19 protein-coding genes and 1 tRNA gene are annotated in these 23,253 nt (G+C 66.7%); 9 read left to right on the top strand and 11 right to left on the bottom strand.

Annotation, left to right across the window (positions count from 1 at the left end; genetic code table 11):
* A partial coding sequence (locus AB4Z14_RS18410; RefSeq protein WP_442276462.1) for a hypothetical protein occupies positions 1-481 on the bottom strand: 481 nt, incomplete at its 3' end.
* Positions 482-827: 346 nt separating this feature from the next.
* On the opposite strand from AB4Z14_RS18410, the gene AB4Z14_RS18405 reads away from it, so the two are divergent.
* Together AB4Z14_RS18405 and AB4Z14_RS18400 are read left to right on the top strand one after the other, a co-directional pair.
* Complete coding sequence (locus AB4Z14_RS18405) at positions 828-2,018, top strand: TRAFAC clade GTPase domain-containing protein (RefSeq protein ID WP_442276461.1); 1,191 nt, start codon at positions 828-830, stop codon at positions 2,016-2,018.
* A gap of 1,155 nt (positions 2,019-3,173) precedes the next feature.
* Positions 3,174-3,809 carry a hypothetical protein gene (locus AB4Z14_RS18400; RefSeq protein ID WP_442276460.1) on the top strand — a complete coding sequence of 212 codons (636 nt, stop codon included), beginning with the start codon at positions 3,174-3,176 and terminating at the stop codon, positions 3,807-3,809.
* A 214-nt stretch (positions 3,810-4,023) separates the two neighbouring features.
* On the opposite strand, the gene AB4Z14_RS18395 is transcribed toward AB4Z14_RS18400, so the two are convergent.
* Both AB4Z14_RS18395 and AB4Z14_RS18390 read right to left on the bottom strand, forming a co-directional pair.
* On the bottom strand, positions 4,024-5,187 hold the full coding sequence (locus tag AB4Z14_RS18395; RefSeq protein ID WP_442276459.1) for a hypothetical protein: 1,164 nt from the start codon (positions 5,185-5,187) through the stop codon (positions 4,024-4,026).
* Between the two features lie 1,589 nt (positions 5,188-6,776).
* Positions 6,777-7,106, bottom strand: coding sequence for a histone-like nucleoid-structuring protein Lsr2 (locus AB4Z14_RS18390; RefSeq protein WP_442276458.1), 330 nt, complete (start codon positions 7,104-7,106; stop codon positions 6,777-6,779).
* Between the two features lie 296 nt (positions 7,107-7,402).
* Here AB4Z14_RS18390 and AB4Z14_RS18385 point away from each other — a divergent pair, with 296 nt between their 5' ends.
* Both AB4Z14_RS18385 and AB4Z14_RS18380 read left to right on the top strand, forming a co-directional pair.
* Positions 7,403-7,627, top strand: coding sequence for a helix-turn-helix domain-containing protein (locus AB4Z14_RS18385; protein WP_056756236.1), 225 nt, complete (start codon positions 7,403-7,405; stop codon positions 7,625-7,627).
* Positions 7,624-8,892, top strand: a complete 1,269-nt coding sequence (locus AB4Z14_RS18380; RefSeq protein WP_442276457.1) for a site-specific integrase — start codon at positions 7,624-7,626, stop codon at positions 8,890-8,892. The genes AB4Z14_RS18385 and AB4Z14_RS18380 overlap by 4 nt, the downstream gene beginning before the upstream one ends.
* A 73-nt stretch (positions 8,893-8,965) precedes the next feature.
* On the opposite strand, the gene AB4Z14_RS18375 is transcribed toward AB4Z14_RS18380, so the two are convergent.
* Positions 8,966-9,055: transfer RNA gene (locus AB4Z14_RS18375), tRNA-Ser, on the bottom strand.
* A 10-nt stretch (positions 9,056-9,065) separates the two neighbouring features.
* Positions 9,066-9,569: a nucleoside deaminase gene (locus AB4Z14_RS18370; RefSeq protein WP_442276456.1), complete on the bottom strand. Its 504-nt coding sequence runs from the start codon at positions 9,567-9,569 to the stop codon at positions 9,066-9,068.
* Between the two features lie 17 nt (positions 9,570-9,586).
* Between AB4Z14_RS18370 and upp the strand changes: the two genes are divergently transcribed.
* A complete protein-coding gene (gene upp / locus AB4Z14_RS18365) occupies positions 9,587-10,225 on the top strand; it encodes a uracil phosphoribosyltransferase (RefSeq protein ID WP_442276455.1) in 639 nt (212 codons plus the stop codon).
* Between the two features lie 47 nt (positions 10,226-10,272).
* On the opposite strand, the gene AB4Z14_RS18360 is transcribed toward upp, so the two are convergent.
* The 3 genes from AB4Z14_RS18360 to AB4Z14_RS18350 all read right to left on the bottom strand — a co-directional run bounded on the left by AB4Z14_RS18360 (position 10,273) and on the right by AB4Z14_RS18350 (position 15,066).
* A complete protein-coding gene (locus tag AB4Z14_RS18360; protein WP_442276454.1) occupies positions 10,273-13,200 on the bottom strand; it encodes a BTAD domain-containing putative transcriptional regulator in 2,928 nt (975 codons plus the stop codon).
* Between the two features lie 145 nt (positions 13,201-13,345).
* The gene (locus AB4Z14_RS18355) at positions 13,346-13,924 is read right to left on the bottom strand and encodes a hypothetical protein (protein ID WP_442276453.1); all 579 of its coding nucleotides are present in this window, start codon (positions 13,922-13,924) and stop codon (positions 13,346-13,348) included.
* A 152-nt stretch (positions 13,925-14,076) separates the two neighbouring features.
* Positions 14,077-15,066, bottom strand: a complete 990-nt coding sequence (locus AB4Z14_RS18350; RefSeq protein WP_442276452.1) for a small ribosomal subunit Rsm22 family protein — start codon at positions 15,064-15,066, stop codon at positions 14,077-14,079.
* Between the two features lie 150 nt (positions 15,067-15,216).
* Here AB4Z14_RS18350 and AB4Z14_RS18345 point away from each other — a divergent pair, with 150 nt between their 5' ends.
* From AB4Z14_RS18345 to AB4Z14_RS18330, 4 genes are all read left to right on the top strand, one after another.
* Positions 15,217-15,387 carry a hypothetical protein gene (locus tag AB4Z14_RS18345; protein WP_200959120.1) on the top strand — a complete coding sequence of 57 codons (171 nt, stop codon included), beginning with the start codon at positions 15,217-15,219 and terminating at the stop codon, positions 15,385-15,387.
* An 18-nt stretch (positions 15,388-15,405) separates the two neighbouring features.
* Positions 15,406-16,206, top strand: a complete 801-nt coding sequence (locus AB4Z14_RS18340; protein ID WP_442276451.1) for a PH domain-containing protein — start codon at positions 15,406-15,408, stop codon at positions 16,204-16,206.
* Positions 16,207-16,381: 175 nt separating this feature from the next.
* Positions 16,382-17,881: an APC family permease gene (locus AB4Z14_RS18335; RefSeq protein ID WP_056826209.1), complete on the top strand. Its 1,500-nt coding sequence runs from the start codon at positions 16,382-16,384 to the stop codon at positions 17,879-17,881.
* 163 nt (positions 17,882-18,044) lie between these two features.
* Entirely contained in the window at positions 18,045-18,980 is a 936-nt protein-coding gene (locus AB4Z14_RS18330) for a hypothetical protein (protein ID WP_442276450.1), read from the top strand.
* Between the two features lie 114 nt (positions 18,981-19,094).
* Here AB4Z14_RS18330 and pntB read toward each other — a convergent pair whose 3' ends face one another.
* The 3 genes from pntB to AB4Z14_RS18315 all read right to left on the bottom strand — a co-directional run bounded on the left by pntB (position 19,095) and on the right by AB4Z14_RS18315 (position 23,193).
* Complete coding sequence (gene pntB / locus AB4Z14_RS18325) at positions 19,095-20,483, bottom strand: Re/Si-specific NAD(P)(+) transhydrogenase subunit beta (RefSeq protein WP_056774202.1); 1,389 nt, start codon at positions 20,481-20,483, stop codon at positions 19,095-19,097.
* Between the two features lie 6 nt (positions 20,484-20,489).
* On the bottom strand, positions 20,490-22,058 hold the full coding sequence (locus AB4Z14_RS18320; RefSeq protein WP_056774205.1) for a Re/Si-specific NAD(P)(+) transhydrogenase subunit alpha: 1,569 nt from the start codon (positions 22,056-22,058) through the stop codon (positions 20,490-20,492).
* A 187-nt stretch (positions 22,059-22,245) separates the two neighbouring features.
* The gene (locus AB4Z14_RS18315; protein ID WP_235508688.1) at positions 22,246-23,193 is read right to left on the bottom strand and encodes a helix-turn-helix domain-containing protein; all 948 of its coding nucleotides are present in this window, start codon (positions 23,191-23,193) and stop codon (positions 22,246-22,248) included.
* Positions 23,194-23,253 lie beyond the last annotated feature (60 nt).

The following is a 23,253-nucleotide window of genomic DNA, read 5'->3' as shown; positions in this document are numbered from 1 at the left end:
GTCCCGTGCGACCTGACGCTGCGGAACACCATCCGCAACCAGTCGCCGGATCAGAGCCCAATCCTCCACTGAGATCACCCATCCAATCTGTCTGGGTGGCCTCGTTTTCGACCGTCGCTATGGCCTCGTTTTCAAGCGTCGTCGACACCCGCTTGGCGCGGAGATCTGCGGTCACCGCATCGAGCAGTTGGCCCACGAGTTTGGCTGTCCGCGCGCTCTGCATCATCTGACCGCCCACCTTGCCTACGCCGGAGATTCGTATGGTTGAGCCACTTTGGGAGGGCACGACCTGAGCGGTGAAGTTCTCGCCCCAGGTGAACGCACTGGCTCCGCTACTAAACTGGCAGCTCAGAGTGAAGTCGTCGGCGGCCTTCAACTTGAATCGCTTGCGAACGGAGTCGGTGAGCGCCGTGAATGCCTCTGCCGGAGGCACTGGGAAGTACCGCTCGCTGTTGTCCTGCTGACTACCGAAGATGCCCACGTGAACCCCTGTCTCGATGTTGGTGTCTAGCGGGAAGACGCTAGGTCATGGATGAGTTCCGGGGGTCAAGACGCGCACTTTAGCGATCGAGCATGAGGCGCCGCGTCTGCACCGTGCGGGCTGCTGACCCCTTGCCTTACGTGCCCTGCTGGTGGAGACGGTGCGGCTCTCATCTGCCGCCTTGACACGCCTGCGCGCGACCCCGAGTGGGTCATCCATGGAGCCGGCCACTCAACGGTCGTAGTCCGGCGCAGGCCCAACGGAGCCCGAGCGACGCATGAGCCCGCTCCTATACCGCTCTGCCCCGCATCCGCGGGCCCGCACGCGGGTGAGGTACGTTCCCGCCATGCCGAAATACCCCAGGATCCGAGAGCAGCACATCGCCGTGTTCGGCGAAAGTGGCTCCGGGAAGACCGTGCTGGTGTCGTCCTTCTTCGGACCGACACAGGAGGGCTCGTACTCGAACGACCTGTGGGACCTCGTCGCCGACGACACAGGCCAGGGCAATCGGCTTTACCAGAACTATCTCGGCATGAGAGACCGAGCGACGGCGCCGATGCCCACTCGATTCGCGGCCACGACGTACTACTTCTCTGTGAAGCTGAAGGGCGGCGACAACTCCGCAGGGAAGAAGCGGCCCTTCGACGCCTTGCGGATCGCATGGCACGACTACCCGGGGGAATGGTTCGAAGAGTCGCCGGCCAACGAGGAGGAGGCTGGTCGCCGTGTAAACACCTTCCGGTCCTTGCTGCGGTCCGACGTGGCGCTCTTCCTGGTCGATGGTCAGAAGCTGCTGGACTACCGGGGGGAGGAAGAGCGGTACCTTAAGTCGCTGCTGACGAACTTCCGCCAAGGCCTGCTGCGTTTGAAGGAAGACTTGCTGGCCGAGGAAGACCGTCTGGTCGAGTTCCCGCGCATCTGGGTCCTGGCACTCTCCAAGGCCGATCTCTTTCCAGACTGGGACATCCACTCGTTCCGCGACCTCGTAATCGGCAAGGCCGCAGAGCACATTGAGGCCCTGCGCGCGACGCTCCAAGATCTGGTGGAGACACCCGAAGCGCTGTCAGTCGGCGAAGACTTCATGCTGCTCTCCTCGGCCAGATTTGAGCTTTCCTCGGCCACCCCTGACCCGGTACAGATCGACGTGACGCAGCGGGTCGGACTCGACCTGATCCTGCCCGTGGCCTCGTTGCTCCCCCTTGAGCGCCGAGTCCAGTGGAACGAGCGCATGGAGATCCCCAGGAAAGTACTGGAGACACTTGCTGACGGTGCCGAGACGCTGGCCGTGGCCCTGACCGCCGGCAAGTCGATCGGCGTCGACAGACTGCTGGCCAAGTTGCCCGCGGTCGGGCCCCTCGCGAGCAAGGCAGCGCTCCCCGCCCTGATTGCGGCCGCCAAGATGGGTGGGTCGCAGCTCAAGCAAGTGAACGCCCAGGCCCGCGAGAACCACGACTACCTAAGTGCCACGCTGACGCAGTTCAAACTGGACCTCGATCAGGGCGTCACGGATCGGCTGCTAGTCCGGAGCCGGAAGTGAGCCCTGAGCCTGGGCCGCCCGAGGGGCTCATCTGGGCTACCCGCGGACGTTCCTGGGGATTCCGCTTCCTTCTCGACGGGCGCCTGTCCGACCCGCTTTCCGTCTACGAAGAGCTCTTTGCGAACTTAGAGGACGAGCCGGCGACTTATTGCCGCGCCGCCGAGAGGCTCGCTCTGCGCTTTCCCGATCCATTGGGCCGCAGAGATGCAGCAGGTCGAGTGATTCCGCACGAATTTGTCGTTTTAGGGGACCTAGCCCAGCAGATCCTCTCGGTAGAAGACGGCCTGCGAGAGGTCTGGCCTCGTGTAGCAGCTGCCTATGCCCGGATTTGGGATGCCGCCAGCCCACCCTCGGCCGCAGACCTCGGCTTCGGCACGCAGCTCTAGGCGAGGGCTTGGGCTGTCGTTGAAACCGCCGCCCACCCCACGCCCAGCTCGCCGAATCGCGATGCCGCGAGTGTCACCAACGTCGGACGGGGCAGCCCAATTGCGTCACTTCGCCGCGTAGCGCCCTCGTGGACGCAGCGTCGATCCGCCCACTATGGGCGTGGCAAACCGCCCAGTTTGGTCTGCGAGCTTCTACCCGGCTGCAGGACGAAATCCGCGTATTTGACCCGCGTCGAGGGAGTCACGTCCCGACAGTAGGCGGGCGCCTCCTTGGGTCGTCCGAGAGTCGCATCGGACCATCCGAGACGTCGCCATCCCGGGCCGCCGCCACGACTCGCGTCTTTAAACGAGTGCCTAACCGCAGATGTCGGCTACCGCTAAACGCATTGGCGTGCCTTGGAACTCAGAATCGGGAAGCTTGTCTTTCTCCTTGGGGCAGCGGCCAGTTTCTCGATAAAGGCTTCGTCGTTAAGCATCTCTTGGATGGTCGCGCTAAGCACCTTCGCCTATTTGCAGCCGGGTTGCCTTACTGGCCAGGACGAATCGAGCGTCCTTACCCATGTCGGGATCTCCATCGTCGCCGAAGCGGCCTGTTCGGAACATTACCTCCGCCTGTTCGCAGCCTGTAAATCCTTCGTCCTTCATGTGCGCGTAGTTATACATACTGCGACCTATGTGTCAACGCTGCCTCAGATGACTGTGACGGAACCACTCTGTCTGGGACTGCGTCGATGTAACATTGGGGTCAACGTGCGATGAGGGGGAGTTGATGGGACGCACACGAAAACTGGCTGGTTCTTCGGGGGCTAAGCGCAACAATACGTCGGCGACCGTAGAGGCCGAACGCTACACAGCGCTTAATCGGTACGCACCCATGGTCATAGGCCTGATCGCGGCGATACTCGGGCCCATTGTCTCCGTCGTGATCGTGAATATGCAATCAGACAAGACCATAGATGAGGCCCGCTTCACAAAACTGTACGATGAGCGCAAGGCGGCATACGCCAAACTGATAGCAGACGTGGAGCGACTGTCGAACGTACGGAATGATCTGCAACTTCTCAGCAGCAAGACCTTCCCGATCCCGGACAATGCGCCACAGCTTAGAAAGTACATGGCTGACTCGGGAACGATGCTCGCGACGATCGTCCTCGACATGTCTGCTATTTCATTCGTAGGGGGCGACAAGACCATTTACTCAGCAAACCTCATGACAAACGGGCTCTTCCAGACAGTGACTGACCTCGAGTGTGGTTTGAGTACCGGGACCATCTGCAAAACAGGCAAGTCAGCATCGAGGGATGAAGTCATCGAGGACCAGAATAATCAGTGGGTCCTCATCGACCAAACGAAGGAGCAGTTCCTGAGGGATGCACGCGCAGAACTTGTGGGAGAAGGTAACTGAAACCCCGGAGTGCAAGTCAGTCTGCCAGCGGGGTGAGCGCGCCTGCGGCCATCGGGCGGACGCGTTTGCCTGTCCAGGGCACCAGCACCGGTGCATATCCCACCGGCCTGCCCTCCACGTTCCGATCTCGGTCTTTCCTGGACGAGCACGGCTCCGTGGTTGTTGGCCGAGTCGACCTCAACACCTCCATCAGGTGCAGGACCCAACGCTTCCGCTAACGCAACTGAATGTTGAATTTTACGCGCCACCGCCCACCACTGCCGCTAAATATGTACGTGAATGGGAATCCTCTGAGCGGGGCCTTGCCTTTCAGGGAGGCATCATGCCCCATAAAGGTGAAGAGCCTAAATTCAAATGCGTCGTTTGCAAGCGTCACAAGACGGGTCTGGCTGCCGATGAGGTCGTCATCGTTATCAAATATATCGAAGAACCAGTCGACAATGTCATCGAACCAAGACTTGACGTACGAAGCGATGAATTTTGCGACGGCAGGTGGGATGGGGATGCCCACCCACGCCCCTCCTACAATGATCCCTCTCTCGACCAGTTCTTGAGTTACGATGTCTTGGATGTACTTTTCGGCCTCACGCAGAACAGCATCGTACGTGCCATCATCCTTCTCCACTGCATCGATCTTGAAGGATAGCGTTCGAGGAAACTTCTTGCTCGTGGTGTCCAAATCGATCGTAGCCAGTACTGGATTCGGGTAAGCTTGATTCGGAAAAGTGACAAGAGTTCCTTCATCTCGACTACCCAACCGGTTCAAAACTGAGTCCACCTTGCCGCTCTCACTGATAGTGGTAACCGCGAGGTGGACGGTGTCCGTCGCATGATGCAGCCAATCGTCATCGTTTGAATTCTCGACAGTTAGCTCTTCAATGACCAGGTCGACGTGACGAACCCTTGGATCCTTCGGCGCGACTTTCAAGGGCGCTTGACTATGCGTCCGCGCTGCCTTGGCGTCCTCGAGCTGGGTTCGCACAAGGCTCGGTATCGTTGCGAAGCTTCGTGCGGGAACTGCATGGCTACGATTGCTCAGAGAATCCAACTCTGAGCGAACAGCCGAGTTCAACCCCGGCAGGCCTCGCGTCGTCCGCGCATTGAGAGGCGTGGAGATCTCGAGCTTAACGAACGGCCCTAGGAGCGCTGCGCGCTGGGATAGGTCGAGGTTGGCTTGACGCCTGAAGTAACCCTCCACATTTGGTCGTACCGTCCGCGGCAATGTTGCAAACATATCTGCGAATCGTCTCTCAGCACCTGGCCTCTTAAATTCGCCAATAACGTGCCGTTCGCCGGCCAGGAGAAACTCCTGGAAAGCCCGGTGGCCCAGCGCGAGACCAGCTGCCGAGACTGGCAGATCGTCGGATGTTGCTGCCATGATAATTCCCCTCATTCCGCATTGATGCAGTCAGCCCAGTGGACTCGGCCAAACCCCTATGCTCCTCGCGCGGTCTAACAACTGTCAACGCTCATGCAACGACCGTCCCGAATGGGCATGGATAGTGGAATATTGACAATTGTCATGCTTTTTCATGCCGAGCTACAAACAGCGTTAATTGAAGCGTTTACCATTGGCCGGCGGGATAGAGTCTGCTGGTTCGCCTGTCCTATGGCGGATCTCTCGACGGGGCAACTGCCGTTTTACGAGCTGACCACTCAACCGTCCCAGGTCCCTCAGCGGCACTCCTCGCCGCGGACCTTCGGCAACCGCGGCGGCTCGGCCCGTCCGCCCACCACGCAGCATCGCCATGACGAGGCTCAGCTCGTTCCGCGTGACAGGCCAGCCAAGCGCACCACAGCAGGCCAAGTGCTCCCTTAAGCCGCAGTCTGCGAGATTCAGAGTGAGTCTTTCCGCCGCGATTTCTCCTAGGACCGCACCTAAACCGCGACCTTGAACAAGGGGACGGGCGCCACTTTACTCCGGCCCTACTGCCGCGGAAACGGGGTGACAAGTATGCTCAAGACTACGTTCGAGCAGCGCGTCCGAAATGTCTAGTTGGGAGACTGATGAACTCTCAGGGAAGTAGTAACAACACGGTCGCATGGGCTGGGCTAGTTGTAGCCGTCCTAGCCGCACTCGGTACGATCGCACAAGCCGCTCTCACAATCCCGGCGGTGCAACAGTCTGTCACTGTCCCATGGGCCCCTCAAGGAAAGATTGAGAGTCCCGGGGTAGATGGCCATATCACCAAGCGGACTACTCTGGTCTCAGGGAGCTCGAATCACATCCCTGCAGACTTCTCCCTGGTTCTGGTCGTCATGCCAACTGACGACACGTCCTATTACCCGGAATTCCCTTTTCGACCCACAACCGAAGACTGGACCCTAGCAAAAGTCGATTTCGGCGGGGTGGGCGCCCAGAAGAAGCCAGATCACTTCCTTCTCTCACTTTATAGTGCCACGCCTGATGCTGCGCGCCTAGTAGCGAATCTTATCAATGCGAGCCGCGAGGGTGGTCTCAAGTCTCTACCCTCCACGGGACTGTCCCTCCTTGATCAACACTATGTAACTCGCGACAAATAGTGCTCGCTGGCTTCGATGCCGGTTCGACCGACAGCAGATCGCCCTGAGCACCCGGCTGATGCCCCGAGCCCCAACACGCAACCTGCGTCACATCGCCGCGAAGCGACTCCTCAGCTCGGAGAAGATTGGTTGTGGACCACTCCGCAGAGGCCGCGGAGTTACAGTCGGCGGTCTGGTTGCTCACGTGTGAAGTGAGGTCATCCACGTCGCGCCATCCCTCCCACGCTGCCTGACGCGTGAGTCCGACGGGCGGCGGCGCAACCTCCGACCACGCAACTGCGCCTTGGCGGGCTGTGCGCACCAGTCGGGTCTGGGCCCTTGCGTGTTACGTGCGACAGCGGGCCCGCTGCACTGACCAATCCCTCGGGAGCGAGAATCACTGAAAGCACGACGAACGCGAAGGTCGCCCGCCCTTGCCGGGGCGGGCGATCTTCGTCGCTGGTCTCAGCGAGAGGCGTTGAAGGCGTCCTGAACGTCTTGGCTGATCCGGCCCCGGTCTGAGACTTTGTGGCCGTTGGCGCGCGCCCAATCCCGGATGACCTGAAGCTGGCTCTTGTCCGTCTTTCCGGCGGGCGACCTGGTCGACGAGCGGCGCCCACCGCCGATCTTCCGCGCTCTGCTCGTGAACGGCTCGAGCGCCGCGATCAGCTTCTCCTCGTTCTCCTTGGAGAGGTCGATCTCGTACTGAGTGCCTTGGAGGCTGAACTGGATCGTGGAATCGGCGGGTCCACCGTCGATGTCATCGTCCAGAATCGTCTGAATTCGCTGTGCCATGCCTTGGGTTCTCCAACTGTTTGATGAATCCCTGCGGCAGCATCGAAGCACACGCAATGGGCGGCTGGCTACTTCGTCGCGAGTGGAAGGCGACGCATACGGACGACAACGCTTTCTGCTGCTCCATCCGCGGGCTGTGTTGAGCAGAGAGGCACCCTCTCCTAGACAGAGCCGGGCCCGCTCATCAACCGATGGTCGGGATGGCGCGTCACATAGATCAGGATGCACACGAAACGCGTGGTGCCCCGCTCGGGTCGGTCTTGGTTCTATCAGTACGCCAACGTTCAGGAGTCACCATGTCCGTTCAGACGGAGCGCATCGTCTACACGGTGGAAGAAGCCGCAGAGAGGCTCGGCGTCGGGCGCACGCTTGTCTACGCGCTCGTGCGCAGCGGCGACATCGAGTCAATCGCCATCGGTCGCCTGCGTCGCATCCCGTGCGACGCCCTCGACGACTTCGTGGCCCGCCTTCGCGCGCTCGCTTCTTCGCCCGGCGACAGTGGCGACTCCGGCATCGGATGACACTGACGATGACCTCGTCAATGTCACGACAGCCAAATGGCCGCTCGTCTATCTACAAGGGCAGCGACGGATCATGGCATGGACGTGTGACCGTCGGCATTCGCGACGACGGAAGGCCTGACCGTCGCCACGTCCGGTCCGCGACGAAGGCTGGCGTAACCGAGAAGGTGCGTAGGCTCGAGAAGCACCGTGAGCAGCGCACGGTTCCGACAGCCGGCACCCGGTGGACCGTTGAGAGTTGGCTCACGCACTGGCTCGACAACGTCGTGACCGGGCACGTCAAAGCCACGACGCTGTCGGCGTACCGCGTCGCCGTAGGTCACCACCTCATCCCCGGGATAGGCGCACACCGTCTCGAGCTCCTGGAGCCCGAGCACCTCGAATCCCTCTATCGCCGGATCCTGACCCAGCCCACCAAGTTCAGCGCCGAGACGAAGCCCGCAACCGTCCACCAGGTTCACCGCACCATCCGAACCGCGCTCAACGAAGCCGTCCGCCGTGGCCACCTACCCCGGAATCCGGCCACCATCGCCCGAGCACCCCGGGTCGTCCCACCCGACATCGAGCCGTTCACCGTAGATGAGATCCGGAGACTGTTCGTCGCGGCCGCTGAGTCACGCAACGGCGTCCGCTGGGTCATGGCCCTCGCCCTTGGCCTGCGCCAGGGCGAGGTACTTGGCCTCAAGTGGACCGACATCGACCTCGACAACGGGGTCCTGACCGCTCGCCGCTCACTCCTGCGCCCCAAGTACGCCCACGGCTGCGAGGGCACGTGCGGCAAGGCGCAGGCCGGCCACTGCCCAGAGCGTGTCCGCATCAACCCGGAGACAGACACGACGAAGTCCCGCGCCGGCAACCGGCAGGTAGGTCTGCCACCGCAGCTCGCCACCCTTCTCCAGCACCACTTGCACGTCCAACAGGAAGCGCACGTCCACGCCGGCAACGCATGGCATGAGGGCGGGTGGGTGTTCACCACCGAGACGGGCGACCCCATCAACCCCCGCACCGACTGGTCTCACTGGAAGGTCCTGCTCCAGCGGGCAGGCATCCGTGATGGACGACTTCACGACGCTCGCCACACCGCAGCGACCGTGCTGCTCATGCTCGGGGTGAGCCAAACCACGATGATGAGCATCATGGGCTGGTCCAACCCCGCCATGGCCCAGCGCTACGCCCACGTTGTCGCACCGATCCGGGACGACGTCGCACGCCAAGTCGACGGGCTCCTGTGGCCGGGGCTCGAGAGCCCGGCGGACCTCGAATGAGACCACAACTGAGACCGCCACGAGAAACGCCGGTCCGGGCCCTGAGGCTCGAACCGGCGTTTCTGCAGGTGACTGGCGGTGGCGGTGGGATTTGAACCCACGGTGGAGTTACCCCCACACACGCTTTCGAGGCGTGCTCCTTAGGCCGCTCGGACACGCCACCGGGAGAGACCTTACCCGAGCCTCCGGCCCTCGAAGAAATCGACCAGCAGGGCCGCCGACTCCTCCGCTCGGACGCCCCCGACGACGTCCACGACGTGCGTCGCGAGCGGGTCCCGCGTCAGGTCCCAGACCGATCCGCACGCCCCCGCCTTGGGGTCCCAGGCGCCGAAGACGACCCGCTCGACCCGCGCCGCCATCGCCGCACCGGCGCACATGACGCACGGCTCCAGCGTCACGACGAGCGTGCAGCCGTCAAGTCGCCAGGAGCCGAGCGATTGCGCCGCCTCACGCAGCGCGACGACCTCGGCATGGCCCGTCGGGTCACCCCGCTCCTCACGGATGTTCCGCCCGCGCCCCATGACTCCGCCCTCGGGGCCGACGACGAGGGCGCCGACGGGGACGTCCTGCGAGCCGACGGTCGCCGCTGCGAGGTCGAGCGCCTGGCCGACCCAGGCCGCATACGTCTCCGGGGCCGGGACGGAGCTCTTGTCGGGGGTCTCGGATCTCTTCGCCACGCGATAAGTTTCCACCCATGGACGTCCATGTCGCAGACCACCCGCTCATCGCCCACAAGCTGACCTACCTGCGCGACAAGCGGACCGACAGCCCGACCTTCCGGCGCCTCGCCGAGGAGCTCGTCACCCTGCTCGCCTACGAGGCCACGCGCGACGTCCGTGTCGAGCCGTTCGAGATCGAGACGCCGGTCGCGCCGACCACCGGCATCAAGCTCTCCAACCCCAAGCCGATCATCGTCCCGATCCTGCGCGCGGGGCTCGGCATGCTCGACGGCATGGTCAAGCTGCTCCCGAGCGCCGAGGTCGGATTCCTCGGGATGATCCGCAACGAGGAGACGCTCGAGGTCTCGACCTACGCGAACCGCCTGCCCGACGACCTCAACGGCCGACAGGTGTTCATCCTCGACCCGATGCTCGCCACCGGCGGCACGCTCGTCATGGCGATCGACTACCTCACGGCCAAGGGCGCCCGCGACATCACCGCAGTCTGCCTGCTCGCCGCGCCCGAGGGCATCCAGCACCTCGAGGACGAGCTCGCCGACAGCGACATCCCCGTCAAGGTCGTGCTCGGCACCATCGACGAGAAGCTCAACGAGAAGGGCTACATCGTGCCCGGGCTCGGCGACGCTGGCGACCGCCTCTACGGCGTCGTCTGACCCGACACCCCCGGCGTATGCCGTTGGGCATCGTGTGACGACAGGGCTCAGTCGCGTTGTGGCGGGGTCGCGCTAATGCCGGCATCGGCGCCCCGGCGCCCGAATCCGGCTGCGAACTCGATCGCCTGCTCGACCAGTTCGGGGACGCCACCCGGCGCCGGGAGCGCCCCGCGCTCCAAGGTGGCCGTGACCTCGTGTCGTTCCGCCGTCGACAGCAGGGGGTCACTCAGGGCACAGTCGACGCCGAAGTGCTTCTGCGCCAAGGCTGCCGAGCGCTGGAGAAGCCTCCGCCCGGGCTGGTCCTGGCCGGCTATGCAGGCCGCCAGCCCGATGGCCGCGACACTCTCGAGCAGGAAGCCCGAGTCGTGGTGCGACGGTGCGGTCCGCAGACCCGCGAGCAGCACCTCCGCGGCGCCGAACGCGTCTCCTGCCTGGAGGAGGGCGAAACCGAGCTGCTGCTGGGACTGTGCGAGCGGGAACGACGGTCCGAGGCGCAGACTGAGGCGGAGGGCCTCGGTCGCGACCTCGAGAGCGGCCTCGGTCGCCTCTCGGAAGAGCTCCACGAGGGTCACGTCCTGCAGGGCGAGCACCGTCTCCGCGTCGCCGGACGCGAGCCCGAGCTGTGCCAGGGCGTGGTCGCGCGCATCGTCGTAGCGCCCGCTGCGCAGCGCGGCCCAGCCGGCGGCGGAGTGCGCGACCCGGAGCAGCGGCCGGCTGCCGCTCGCCTCGGCTCGGGCCAGGCCCTCGCGTGCATGCCGTAGGGCGCCCTCCGCATCGGAGCCGTCCGCGTGCAGGGCGCACAGCGAGGTGTGCCCGATGACAAGCCACGTGACATCGTCGTCGGGCACGTCGACGACCGCCGCCAGCAGCTCCTCGGCCCGCGGGTCGCTGGTCACGTAGGCCGCAGAGCCCGCCCCGACCATTGCCTTGGCCCGCGCCGGGTGGGAGATCCCGGCGTCGAGGGCCGAGAGGAGGCCGGCGAGTGTCTCGTCGGCAAGGCCCAGCACCGCGTAGACCCGCCGACCGCGCAGCAGGATCTCGGCCGCCTCGTCCGCCCGCCCGCTGCCCGTCAGGTGCTGCAGCGCCCATCGGGTCGTCGAAAGGTCCGCCCGCGCGGCTGCGAGAGTACGCGCATCGGGCTGATCCAGCGGGTCGCTGCGACGGGCCCGCTCGACCCAGAGGGCCGCCACCGCATCCGCCACCGCATCCGGCCCCGACCGGTCTCTCCCCGTGTCACGCGCCGCGCGGGCCACCGCACGCACCGTGTTGAGCATGGTGAACCGGCGCCCGGCCTCGGTCTCGATGGCTCGCAACAGGGCCGCGCGAACGAGCTCGGCCACGACCGCCCGCGCTGCTGGAACATCGAGCCCGGCAACGGAGCCGACGGCCACCGCGGTCTCGAGGTCGAACGTCTCGGGCAGCGACGCCAGGTCCTCGAAGCACCGCCGAGACTGGACGGGCAGCAGGTCGAGGCTCCAGCCCACGAGGTCCTCGAGCGAGTCCTGTCGCCCGTGGCCGCCCAACGTACGTGGCACGCCCGTGGCGGGATCGAGCTCCGCGAGCAGGTCGTTGGGTCCTAGGACCGTGAGGCGGGCGCTCACGAGCTCGATGGCCAGCGGGAGGCCGTCCACGCGCTCGCAGATCCGGGTGATGACGGGTCGCCACGCCTCGACGTCGAACGAGGGCAGGTGCGCCCGCGCCCGCTCCCCGAAGAGCTCGACGCCGTCCGTCCCGGGGTCGAGCGGCTCGACCTCGATGACCACCTCACCGAGGACCCCCAGTGGCGACCGGCTCGTGGCCAGCACCCGGAGGGTTGGGACCGCCTCGAGCAGCACTTGCAGGGGTGCGCCGAGACCCGGCAGCTGCTCGAGGTTGTCGAGGACGAGGACGTCGTCCCGGCCCGACAGCATCGCGGCGTCGGCGTGCAGGTCGTCGACGCCGAGCACCGCCGCGATCGCCGCCGACGCCTCACGCAGGTCGGTCAGGTGCTCGAGTGGCAGCCACGCCAGCGGTCGACGGGCTTCCTGCAGCTCGGCCGCGACGGCGAGCGCCAACCGGGTCTTTCCCACACCACCTGGCCCGGTCAGGACGACGAGACGGTCACCGCCGTTCAGGTGGGAGAGCACTCGGGCCATCCGGTCTGTCCCGCCGACAACCGCCGTGAGGGGCACCGGGACCGTGCCCGACTCGGACGACACCGGGGCCGAGGCGATCAGGGACGGGTCCTGGTTCAGGATCCGGTCCGCGAGCTGGCGCAGGTCGGGGCCGGGGTCGATGCCCGACTCGTCGAGCAGGTGCTCGCGCGCCGACCGGTATGCCTCCATCGCCTCGCCCTGACGACCGGACCGGTAGAGGGCGAGCATGAGGTGCTGCCACGGCCGCTCCCGGTCGGGGTGCTCGCGCACGAGCCCCTGGAGCTCGGCCACGAGCGTCGCTGCCCGACCACGAGCCAGGTCAGCCTCGATGCGGTCGTCGAGGGCGGCCATCCGCTCCTCGAGCAGCTCGGACACCCAGTCGGCTGCGAAGGGCTCGTCCGCCAGATCGGCGAGCGGCGTGCCTCGCCACTCTTCGAGGCCTTGGGCGAGAAGGGTCGCCGCCGTCTCGGGCCGGCCCTGGGCGAGCAGCTCGCGACCGCCTCGGACCGCCCTCCGGAAGCGCTCCACGTCGACCTGGTCGGGCGCCGCCACGAGCTCGTAGGCCTCCCGGTGACCGATGATGCAGCTCGGGGCGCGCGCGGGACGGTTGGGTTCGAGCACCCGCCTCAGGGTCGAGACGTAGACCTGCACGTTCTGGCGGTAGCGCGGCGGCACCTGCTCGCCCCACACACCCTCGGCCAGCCGGTCGAGGGACACGGCCACGTTGGCCCGCAGCGCCAGCTGGGCCAGCACCCCTCGCTGCTTGGCGCCACCGACGTCGAGGGACCGCCCGTCGTCGCCGAGCACCTCCGTCGGTCCGAGAAGTCTGATCAGCACCACGGCCCCCACGTGACGACGCAGCCAAGGGCCGGCCCTGCGGCCCGTTGGTCGGAAGACTAGACCCGGCGGGGTCGCGTCACGGCCACAACGCAGAGGTCGGCCCGCGCCCGTGCGGGCGACCGGCCGACCTCCCTCGCTTCCCAGATCAGGGGATGTAGCAGTAGGAGCTCGTGGAACGCGAGTAGGAGGCGTAGGTGAAGTTGCCCTGCGCGACCTGGTGGGGGAAGAAGACGTCCTTGCCGACGAGGCCCGCGCTGTTCGCACCGATCCAGCCATAGGTCATGCGCACCTGGTAGTACGCGTTGTGCGGCAGACCGTAGAACGTCCACGAGGTCGGCATCCAGCTGCCGGTGATCGTCCACGGGTTGCTGTTCAGGTTGTCGCCGAGCGCGGCCTGCGTCGCTCCGGTCCGGTAGGACTGCCACCCGTACGACGTCCAGATGTACAACCTGGGCGACCACGCCACCGCGTTGTTCGGGTAGTAGCGCATGTCCGGGGCCACGGCGGTCACTGCGGACGCGCCGCACTCCGTGTGGAAGTTCGTCGAAGGGGCGATGGCCGCGGAGGCCGAGGCGGCTGTGGCGACGCTGAGGCCGACGATGGCCCCGGCGACCAGGAGCAGCGCCAGGAGGCGGCTGCGGATGCGGGTGAGCGTGGTGCTGGCGGTGGTGCGGACGGTGGTGGGGGCGGTCTCGGTGATCGCGGTGCCCGACGTGGTGCTCATCTCTGTCTCCTTGATCGGGGCTTCGGCCGGAGCCTCCGCCGCTCGTTCTGGCTGATGACAGCAACACTGGCGAGCGGCACTTCAGCCCGACTTCAGGCACGACTTCAGCCGGCGAGGTGAGGGGCGACGCGAGGGGCGACCCCGACAAGACCTCAGGGAAGGACGTCGCCCCACTCGGCGTCGCGCGCCCTGCGGTAGCGCTCCCCCGACTTCTTGGAGACGACCTCGCGACCCGCGGTCCCGTCGGGGCGGCAGACCTGGAACTCGACGAGTCCCTTGCGCTTCAACGGGTGTCGGAGGATGCGCCCCGAGATCTCCTCTGGGGTCGGAGGTTCGAGCACGCCGGGAGCGGCGGCCGCGACCCACGAGAACTTCTCGTCCTCGTAGGACAGCTCCGCTCCCTTGAGCCGACGATGCTCGGCGGACCGGCTCACCCGAGCCGCGAAGTGGCACCAGTCCCCTGGTGCGAGAGGGCATTCCATCGAATGCGGACACGGGCCGAGCAGGGTCCAGCCGGCCCCGAGCAGAGCCGATCGGACGCGGAGCACCCGGGCGTAGCCGTCGGGCGTCCCCGGCTCGGCGACGACGACGGCGCGGCCGCGGCGCATCGCGTCGGCGACGAGCCCGTCCTGCTGGGTCTCGTCGAGCTCGCTCAACACGTACGACACCGTCACGAGATCGGCGTCGAGCTCGGGCCAGGCGCCGGCGACACCGCGCCGGAACGTCGCGCCCGTCAGCGCGGGCGACGTCGCGTCGGCGACGAGGTCACGGCCGAGGGCCAGGGCGTCCTCCACCTGGTCGAGCACCGTGACCGACTCGAGCGAGTCGAAGGCGCCCGCGGCCGCCCACGCCGCCGCGCCCGTGCCGCCACCGAGGTCGAGCATCGAGCGCGGCGCCAGACCGCGGTCGGCGAGGTCGACCATGACCCGCGAGAGCGCCGCGTGCGTCGCCGGCATCCGGTAGGCGGCATACGCGGCGACGTGCACCCGCGAGGCGAGGATCGGCGCCGACGCAGGGGCGACCGACCGGTAGCGCGACACGAGCGCCTCGGTCGCCCGGGTCAGCTCGCGTCCGTCGACCCCACGCGTGGCGCGGCTCAGAGCGGCGCGCAGCTCGGCGGCATACGCTGGCGTTCGCGACACTCGTGGAGGATAGCGGCGACGTGGAGGTCAAGCCGACACGCGGGCGCCGGTGCCGCACCCCACCAGTCACGTACGGCACACTGGTCCCACCCCTGTGCCGTGGGGCTGTCAGGGCAGCGCCAGCACCTTCCCTCCAAGGAGCGACACACCATGGGCCCCAAGGCCAAGAAGATCATCCTGATCATCGTGCTCGCGTTCTTCGTCTACGCCGTGTTCACGTCCCCCGACAAGGCTGCCGACATCGTCAGCAACATCTGGGGTGTCCTCGTCGACGGCTTCAACGCGATCCTCAGGTTCTTCAACTCCTTGCTCAACCGCTGAAGCGAGCACACTGAGCTCATGGCCTTGATGCGGAGCACGGAGGTGCCGGCGGGACTGGCGCCGATCCTGCTCCCGGGCGAGCGACTCGTCACCGCGGTGCGTGCGCACTGGGGCAAGCTCGCCGAGCCCGTCGCGACGATGCTCCTGGGACTCACCGCTGCCGTGTGGGTCGACTCCAACGTCACCAAGGCCACCCAGGCCGTCGGCACCATCTTCTGGTGGCTCTTCTTCGGGCTGCTCGCCCGCCTCCTGTGGTGCCTGCTCGACTGGAGCCACAACTGGTTCGTGGCCACCGACAAGCGGCTGCTGTTGCGCTACGGTCTCATCTCCCACAAGGTCGCGATGATGCCGTTGCTCAAGGTCACCGACATGAGCTACGTCCGCTCCATACCCGGCCAGTTCCTCGGCTACGGCAAGTTCGTCCTCGAGAGCGCGGGCCAGGACCAGGCCCTCCGCGAGGTCAAGTGGGTGCCCAACCCCGACCAGACCTACCGCGACATCTGCGCGGAGATCTTCCACATCGTCCCGCCACCCGGCGACGAGGACTTCGAGGAGATCGATGACGAGTTCCCTGACGACACAGGGCAGCCCGGCGGTCAGATACCGCCAGTGAGCCCGATCGCCCCAGGTGGCGGCACGGCATATCCCGACGTCCACCGCACCCACAACCCGATCCAGGACCGTCTCGACTCCTACTCGCGGGCCGTCCCGATCCAGCGGCCGTCCGGCGGGAGCGAGACCGTCTACGAGAGCGACGACCGCAAGCGTCGCCGGCGCGGCGCTGACACCGGCCCGATCTGGCCGCGCTCCGACGACTGAGCCGCTCCAGCAAGATCGTCCTCCGAGTGAGCGGAATCCGTCGGGGCGGGTACCACTGGGTAGTCGCGGCATCCCCGCGGCGCGCGGCCAACGACGCCCGGGCAGGACTCGCAGGCGGTCGCGCTCCCCGCTAGTTTGTGATGATCCGCCCGTCACCGACCGCTCGGAGGTCAGCATGAGCGTGTTCCGCACCAAGTCGGTCGAGGCCTCGATGGCCTCGTCCGAAGAAGCCGACCACAAGCTGAAGAGGACACTCAGCGCCCTTGACCTCACGGTCTTCGGCATCGGTGTCATCATCGGCGCCGGCATCTTCACGCTGACCGGCAGAGCCGCCAAGGACTACGCCGGTCCGTCCATCGCCCTGTCGTTCGTCATCGGTGCGATCGTCTGTGGCCTCGCCGCGCTCTGCTACGCCGAGTTCGCGTCGACGGTTCCCGTCTCCGGTTCGGCCTACACCTTCTCCTACGCGACGCTCGGCGAGCTCGTCGCGTGGATCATCGGCTGGGACCTGCTTCTCGAGCTCATGCTCGGCGCGAGCGTCGTCGCCCAGGGGTGGTCGCAGTACTTCGTGACCTTCCTGGAGCAGCTGGGAGTGACCTGGCCGGAATCGGTCGGGCCGGGGTCGCACTTCGACCTGCCGGCCTTCCTGCTCATCGCCGGCCTGACGCTGCTCATCGCCTGGGGCATCAAGGAGTCGCTGCGCGTCAACCTCGTGCTCGTCGGCGTCAAGCTCTTCATCGTGCTCTTCGTCATCTTCGCGGGCATCCAGTTCATCAACCGCGACAACTGGTCGCCGTTCATCCCGCCGTCCCAGCCGGGCAAGGCCGCAGAGGGCCTGACGACGCCGCTGCTCCAGGTCATCACCGGCATGACTCCCGCGACGTACGGCGTCATGGGCATCATGGCCGGCGCCGCCATCGTCTTCTTCGCCTACATCGGCTTCGACGTCGTCGCGACGACGGCCGAAGAGGCCAAGAACCCGCAGCGTGACCTGCCCCGTGGCATCCTCGGCTCGCTCGCCATCTGCACCCTGCTCTACGTGGCCGTCACGCTCGTCATCACCGGCATGCAGAACTACAAGGACATCGACCCCGATGCGGCGCTCGCCACGGCGTTCAAGTCCGTGGGCAAGGAGGGCTACGCCACGCTCATCTCGGCCGGCGCCGTCGCCGGCCTCACCACAGTGGTCATGACCCTCATCATCGGCGCGACCCGCGTGACGTTCGCGATGAGCCGTGACCGCCTGATCCCGGCCGGACTGGGCCGGACCAACCCGCGCACGAGCACCCCGGTCAGGCTCACGCTCATCATCGGCACCGTCGTCGCCCTCATCGCCTCGCTGACCCCCATCGGCAAGCTCGAGGAAATGGTCAACATCGGCACGTTGACCGCCTTCATGCTGGTCTCGCTCGCCGTCCCGATCCTGCGCAAGCGGCGCCCCGACCTCAAGCGCTCGTTCAAGGTGCCCGGCAACCCGGTGGTGCCGTGGCTGTCCGCGGCCGCCTGCTTCTACCTCGTGCTCAACCTCTCGGTCGAGACGTGGATCCGGTTCGTCATCTGGATGCTGCTGGGCTTCCTCATCTACTTCCTCTACTCCCGCCACCACAGCAAGCTGGCAACGGGCGAGGAGGAGGAAGGTCGCCGAGCAGCCCCCGAGGTCCTCAGCGAACGCTGACCTCGCCCCACCTCGCCCCACCTCTCCCACCGAACGCGGCGTTCGGTCTCGAACTCACTGCTAGAACAGAGCTTTCGAGACCGAACGCCGCGTTCGGTCTGTTGGGGGTGAGTTGTCCACAGGCCCTTGGCAGGCAGATCGCGTATGCCGCCACGATGGGCCCATGAACCTGCACCATCTCGCTCCCTCCGGGGTCTTCTCCGCCGCAGCAGCGCGCATGAGCGGGATCAGCGGCGCTCTGCTGCGGAGTCTGGTCGCGCGCGGCGAGTGCCACCCGCTCCATCGAGGCTGGTACTCCGTGCAGCGGCCGACCAGCGACAAGCACCGCCACCGGCTGCGTGTGACGGCCCTGCTCGAGGAGTACGCGGGTCTGGTGATGGCCTCCCACGCCTCGGCTGTGGCGGTGCTGGACCTGCCGGACGAGGGCATCGACTGGGGGACGGTGCACCTCATGTGGCGAGACCCCGAACGCCCCTTTCGTGCCTTCAGCCGCGTCCACATCCACGAGCTCGTCGAGCACCCGCGACTGCAGCACCGAGGCCAAACGGTCGACCTCGGCCTGGCTGCCGTCCAGGTCGGGCTGCACAGCCAGATCGGCATGCTGGTCGTCGCCGACCACTGTCTGCGCAAGGGGTTGACGACGAGCGAGTCCCTCACTGCGGCGGCTCGGAGCCTACGCGGCCACCGCGGTGTCACACGTGCCAAGGCGGCCGTCTCGTGGTGCGACTCGAGACACGAGTGGCCGGGCGAGACGCTGACCGCCCACGTGCTTCGAGGGCTGGGCTATGCCTTCACTCCCCAGCTCGAGATCGCCCGGCGCGAGCACCCCGGACGGTCCTTCTACGCCGACTTCCACCTCGATGGCACCAACGTCCTGGTCGAGTTCGACGGGAAGGTGAAGTACGACCCCGAGACGAATCCTGACGCCGCGAGAGCCAACTTCGACGAGAAGCTCCGAGAGGACGAGCTGCGCCGTCTCGGGTTCGTCGTCGTCCGCCTCACCCGGGCGGACCTGGCGCGCCCCGCCCTCGTGAGGACCCGCATCGAGGCCGCGATCCGCGACTCCCGACCCGCCCGGCCCGAGCTCCCCCTGGCCTGAGCTCCCCCTCCCCTGAGCCCCTCCCTGTGACCGAACGCAGCGTTCGGTCACGAACTCGCTGTTAGAACGCTGAGTTCGCGACCGAACGCWGCGTTCGGTGGGGAAGGGGATGGGTCAGAGGGCCTTGATGATGTCTTCGACGCGTTCCTTGGCGTCGCCGAAGAGCATCGCCGAGTTGTCGCGGAAGAAGAGCGGGTTCTGGACTCCGGCGTAGCCGGCGTTCATCGAGCGCTTGAAGACGACGACGTCCTTGGCGTTCCACACCTGCAGGACCGGCATCCCGGCGATCGGTGACGTGGGGTCCTCGGCGGCCGCCGGGTTGACGGTGTCGTTGGCGCCGATGACGAGCACGACGTCGGTGTCCGGGAAGTCGTCGTTGACCTCGTCCATCTCGAGGACGATGTCGTACGGCACGCGAGCCTCGGCGAGCAGCACGTTCATGTGACCGGGCAGGCGGCCAGCCACCGGGTGAATGCCGAACCGGACGTCCACGCCGCGCTCCCGGAGCTTGGCCGTCAGCTCGGCGACGGGGTACTGCGCCTGTGCGACCGCCATGCCGTAGCCGGGCGTGATGACGACCGACGACGCGTTCTTGAGCAGGTCGGCGACTTCTGATGCGTTCGTCTCACGGTGGTCCCCGTAGTCGACGTCAGAGTCGAAGACCGCTCCGTCGGAGCCGAACCCGCCGGCGATGACCGAGACGAACGACCGGTTCATGGCCTTGCACATGATGTACGAGAGGTAGGCACCCGACGAGCCGACGAGCGCACCGGTGACGATGAGCAGGTCGTTGCCGAGCATGAACCCCGCGGCGGCGGCGGCCCAGCCCGAGTAGCTGTTGAGCATCGACACGACGACGGGCATGTCACCGCCGCCGATGGAGGCGACGAGGTGCCAGCCGAACGCGAGCGCGATCGCCGTCATGACGAGGAGCGGCACGATCGAGTGGGCCGCCACGAACCACACGAGCAGCCCGGCGGACACGACGAGCGCGGCGAGGTTGAGCCAGTGGCGTGCCGGCAGCATCAGCGGCTTGCTCGAGATGCGCGCCGACAGCTTGAGGAACGCGACGATCGATCCGGTGAACGTCACCGCTCCGATGAAGACGCCGAGGAAGATCTCGACGAGATGAACGGCCTCACCCTCGACCCCGACGAGGTCGGACGTCGCGACGAACGTGTTGATGCCGACGAGCACCGCCGCGGCCCCGACGAACGAGTGCAGCATCGCGATGAGCTCGGGCATGCCGGTCATCTCGACCTTGCGCGCCCGGGCGATCCCGATCGCGGCACCGATGACCATGGCGACGGCGATGAGCAGCCAGGCCGACCACGCGGCATCGCGCAGGGAGAGCCAGAGCGTCGCGACGAGGGCGATGCCCATGCCGACCATGCCGAGGACGTTGCCGTCACGGGCGGTCTCGTGCTTCGAGAGGCCGGCTAGCGACATGATGAAGAGCAGCGCCGCGACGATGTATGCCGCCTGGATGAGTGCGGTGTCCATGTGCGGTCAGCCCTTCCGGAACATCGTCAGCATGCGGCGGGTCACGGTGAAGCCACCGAAGATGTTGATGCTGGCCAGGAGCGCAGCCACGAAGCCCAGCACCATGATCACGACACCCTTCGTGCCGCCCACCGACCCGGCCGAGCCGAGCTGGAGCAGCGCGCCGACGACGATGATGCCGCTGATCGCGTTGGTGACGGACATCAGAGGCGTGTGCAGGGCGTGGTGGACGTTGCCGATGACGTAGTAGCCGATGACGACGGCGAGCGCGAAGACGGTGAAGTGCCCGAGGAAGCTCGGCGGCGAGACGGCGGCCACCGCCCCGAAGACGACGGCTCCGATCGCCATCCCGGCGTACCTGCGGCGTGGGTCCTTCGGTGGCTCAGGTTCTTTCACGACCTTCGTCCCGGACGCCGTCTGGGCCACCGGGGCTGCTGCGCTCACCTGGATCGCGGGCGGCGGCCACAGCAGCTCACCGTCGCGGGCCACCGTCATGTTGCGCTGCACGACGTCGTCGAAGTCGAGGACGAGCTCGCCGTCCTTGCCCGGCGTCAGCAGCTTCATGAGGTTGACGAGGTTCGTGCCGTAGAGCTGGGAGGCCTGCGTGGGCAGCCGGGCCGCGAGGTCGGTGTAACCGATGATCGTCACCCCGTTGTCGGTGACGACCATCTCGTCGGCGACGGCGCCCTCGACGTTGCCGCCGTTGGCTGCGGCCATGTCGACGATGACCGAGCCGGGCTTCATCGACGCCACCATCTCGCCGGTGATGAGCCGCGGCGCCGGGCGTCCGGGGATGAGCGCCGTCGTGACGATGATGTCGACGTCGGGCGCCTGGGCGGCATACAGCTCAGCGGCCCGTCGGTTGTACTCCTCGCCCATCTCCTTGGCGTAGCCGTCGCTCGACGCGGCAGCGGCGTCGACCTCGGGCATCTGGACGGCGAGGAAGTCGGCGCCCATCGACTCGACCTGCTCGGCCACCTCGGCGCGGGCGTCGGTCGCGCGGACGATCGCCCCGAGCGAGCGGGCCGTGCCGATCGCGGCGAGGCCCGCCACGCCGGCCCCAGCGACGAGCACCTTGGCGGGCGGCACCTTGCCGGCCGCCGTGACCTGCCCGGTGAAGAAGGAGCCGAACTCGTGGGCGGCCTCGACGACGGCGCGGTAGCCGGCGATGTTGGCCATCGACGACAGGACGTCGAGCGACTGGGCCCGGCTGATGCGCGGCACCGCGTCCATCGCCATGGCGGTGACGCCCGCGGCGCGCAGCCTCTCGACGAGGTCGGGGCTGATGGCCGGCGCCATGAGCGAGACGAGGACGGTACCGGGGCGGAGCCGCGCGATGTCCTCGTCCGAGGGCGCGTTGACCTGGTGGACGATCGGCGAGCCCCACGCCTCCTCGGCCGTGACGACGCGAGCGCCGGCGGCGGCATACGCCTCGTCGGAGAAGCTCGCCCGCTCCCCCGCCCCGCTCTCGACGGCGACGTCGTAACCGAGTCCGACGAGCTGTTCGACGGTCTTGGGCGTCGCGGCGACACGTGTCTCGCGGGCACGGGTCTCACGGGGGACACCGATCTGCACGCTGGGCTCCTTCGCGCGGAGGGCTGGTGGGCACTGGTTCACGAACCTAGAGCACGACCCACGGGTATTGGCAGGTCTGCCGGGCACGTCACACAAATGACACGCGACCGGACCCGAACGTCTCTGAGCGTGGGCAGACAGAGGGTCGGCGAGGCTGCCCCGGTGAGCTCGACGTGAACCCGGACGGTCAGTGCGACGGCGCCCGACGACCGAGGCTGAACACCTCGGGCGGCGGCTTCTGGTCGGACTCGAGCCGTCGGTAGGCGCTCGGCGTGGTCCCCACCTCCGCGAGGAACTGCCGGTTGAAGTTGGCCATGTTGTGGTAGCCGCTCATCTCGGCGACCTGGGCCACGGAGTGGTCGGTCGTGTCGAGCAGGCGTCGGGAGTAGGCGATCCGCAGCTTCTTGACCATGCTCGAGAAGGTCATGCCGGTCGCGGACTTGAAGTACTTCGAGAACGTCGGCTCCGACATGTACGCCAGACGTGCGGCCGTCGACAGCCGGATGTCGCCCGTCAGGTTGTCGGAGATGTAGCTGAGCCCCGCCTCGCCGGCGTCGCGCGACGCCGCGTCGGTCGGTCGGCCCATCCACTCGCTCGCCACGAGGTCGTACTCCTCGGGCGGGGCGTGCGCGAAGAGCGCGAGGAGCTTGAAGAGGTGGCCGAGCTGCTCGACGCCCTGGCTGTGCACGCAGGCGAGGATCGTCTCGGCGGCCCGCCAGGCCGTGGCACCGGAGAAGACGATCCCGCGGGTCGAGCGCTGGAGCACCTCCGTCACCTCGGCCAGCTCCGGCAGGTGCTCCATCGCCGCGTGGATCCACTCGTCGCTGAACTGGATGACCGCGTCGCGGTCGACCGCCACCTGCCCTTCCGCGAGGTCGCTGACCCAGTCGTGCGGCAGGTTCGGGCCGATCAGGCTGACGTGACCCGGCGCGAAGGTGCCGATGTGGTCGCCGGCGATGAAGCTGCCACGCGTCTTGGTGATGAGGTGGATCTCGTACTCGGGATGGAAGCCCCAGCCGCAGATCTCGCTCGGGAAGTCGTGCGTCAGCACCCGTGCCGAGGCCTGCGGGTGGTGCGGGATGTACTCCCGCCGGACCGGCTGCCCCAGGATCGGGCCCGACGGTACGGAACGCATCGACTCGACGTCGGTCGTGCGGGAAGCGCCATCCGAAGACTGGCCGGATCGATACGAAAT

Source organism: Terrabacter sp. 2TAF16, assembly GCF_052115065.1.
Classification (GTDB): domain Bacteria; phylum Actinomycetota; class Actinomycetes; order Actinomycetales; family Dermatophilaceae; genus Terrabacter.
Note: the sequence above shows the minus strand (reverse complement) of the source record. Positions and strands in the feature narration are given on the sequence as shown.